This window comes from Stenotrophomonas pictorum JCM 9942 (assembly GCF_001310775.1).
Taxonomy (GTDB): domain Bacteria; phylum Pseudomonadota; class Gammaproteobacteria; order Xanthomonadales; family Xanthomonadaceae; genus Stenotrophomonas; species Stenotrophomonas pictorum.
The window spans coordinates 1-1665 of record NZ_BAZI01000491.1; the positions used below are offsets into that span (position 1 = coordinate 1).

Consider the following 1665-nt stretch of genomic DNA (forward strand, 5'->3'; position numbering starts at 1 on the left):
CACCGATACCGCCACCACCGCACCGCTGCAGCCGGCCACGGCCGAGCACGCGCCGCAGCAGGGCTTCCAGCCGGTGTCGGAAGGTGAAATCCGCACCGAATCGCTGGACGGCGGCCACTGACCTTCGGCATAGCGATCGAGCAGGCACGGTGCGCTATGCTCGACCTCCTCCACACAGATAACGCGAGCGGATCATGGGCAGTTTCAGCATCTGGCACTGGTTGGTCGTGCTGGTCATCGTCCTGCTGGTGTTCGGCACCAAGCGTCTGACCAGCGGCGCCAAGGATCTGGGCAGTGCCGTCAAGGAGTTCAAGAAAGGCATGCGTGACGAGGACAAGCCGGCCGCGCAGCTGGGCGACCAGTCGCGCGATGCGCAGAAGAGCGGCGACAAGCAGGCCGAGCACGACCGCGACGCGCGTTGATCCGGGGTTCCGGGCGTGTTCGATATCGGCTTCAGTGAACTGCTGTTGATCGCGGTGGTGGCCCTGGTGGTGCTGGGGCCGGAACGGCTGCCCAAGGCGGCCCGCTTTGCCGGGTTGTGGGTGCGGCGTGCCCGCAACCAGTGGGATTCGGTCAAGCAGGAACTCGAACGCGAACTGCACGCCGAGGAGCTCAAGCGCAACCTGCAGGCCGTGCGCCACTCGATGCAGCAGACCGAGGCCGGGCTGCGCGATCAGGCCGGACAGGTGCGCGGCGAGGTGGATGGCTTCAGGCAGGAAGTGGAGCAGTCCGCCCCGGCGAGCGAACGGGTCATCGAGCCGCGCCCCCTCACGGCGGACCCGGTGGCCGGGGGGCCCTCGCCTGCCGGCAATCACGCGATTCCCTCTGACAGCCCACAGGCCCCGGCCGATGCCCATGCAGCGGAGCCGAAGCCGTGAGCGACCCGGATTTCAACGACAGCACGCTGATCGAGCATCTGGTCGAGCTGCGCGCGCGGCTGGTGCGCGGGCTGATGGGGCTGGGCGTGGTGCTGCTGGCGCTGCTGCCGTTTTCGCGCACGCTCTACACCCACCTGGCCACACCGCTGGTCTCCCAGCTGCCGGCCGGGCAGTCGATGATCGCCACCAATCCGGCCGGCGCGTTCTTCGCGCCGCTGAAGCTGACCTTCTTCACCGCGTTGTTCGTGGCGGTGCCGTGGCTGCTGTACCAGGCCTGGGCGTTCGTGGCGCCGGGCCTGTATGCGCGCGAGAAGCGGCTGGCCGTGCCGTTGCTGGGCTCGGCGGTGGCGCTGTTCTACCTCGCTGTGCGTTCGCCTACTTTCTGGTATTGCCGACGGTGTTCCATTTTCTGACCACTTTCCGCCCGGAAGTGATCGCCATCACCCCTGATGCCAACGCCTATCTGGATTTTGTGCTAGCCATCTTCTTCGCCTTCGGCGCCAGTTTCGAACTGCCGGTGGCGATGGTCATCCTGGTGCTGCTGGGCTGGGTGACGCCGCAGCAGCTGCGCGAAGGGCGCGGCTACGCGATCGTCGGCATCTTCGTGCTGGCCGCGATCCTGACGCCGCCGGATGTGGTCTCGCAGCTGATGCTGGCCATTCCGATGTGCATCCTGTACGAGCTCGGCATCCATGCCGCGCGCTGGTTGCAGCCGCGCGACCCGAACAAGGCCGCCGCTTCCTGAAACCGCTGGGTCGGCCCAGGCCGGCAGTCGTGGCCAACCGGT

At 67.4% G+C, this 1665-nt stretch carries 2 protein-coding genes and 1 pseudogene; all 3 read left to right on the forward strand.

Annotated elements, in window-relative coordinates; all coding sequences use genetic code 11:
• The first annotated feature begins 194 nt into the window (after positions 1–194).
• Positions 195–422: a Sec-independent protein translocase subunit TatA gene (gene tatA / locus JCM9942_RS15340; protein WP_054660714.1), complete on the forward strand. Its 228-nt coding sequence runs from the start codon at positions 195–197 to the stop codon at positions 420–422.
• A 15-nt stretch (positions 423–437) separates the two neighbouring features.
• Complete coding sequence (gene tatB, locus JCM9942_RS15345) at positions 438–878, forward strand: Sec-independent protein translocase protein TatB (RefSeq protein WP_054660716.1); 441 nt, start codon at positions 438–440, stop codon at positions 876–878.
• A pseudogene (gene tatC / locus JCM9942_RS15350) lies at positions 875–1623 on the forward strand (twin-arginine translocase subunit TatC). The gene tatB and the pseudogene tatC overlap by 4 nt, the downstream one beginning before the upstream one ends.
• The last annotated feature ends 42 nt before the right edge of the window (positions 1624–1665 follow it).

Bases quoted from the DNA above. Each gene is read 5' to 3' on its own strand.
- tatA (WP_054660714.1), top strand. From the start codon at position 195: ATGGGCAGTTTCAGCATCTGGCACTGGTTGGTCGTGCTGGTCATCGTC.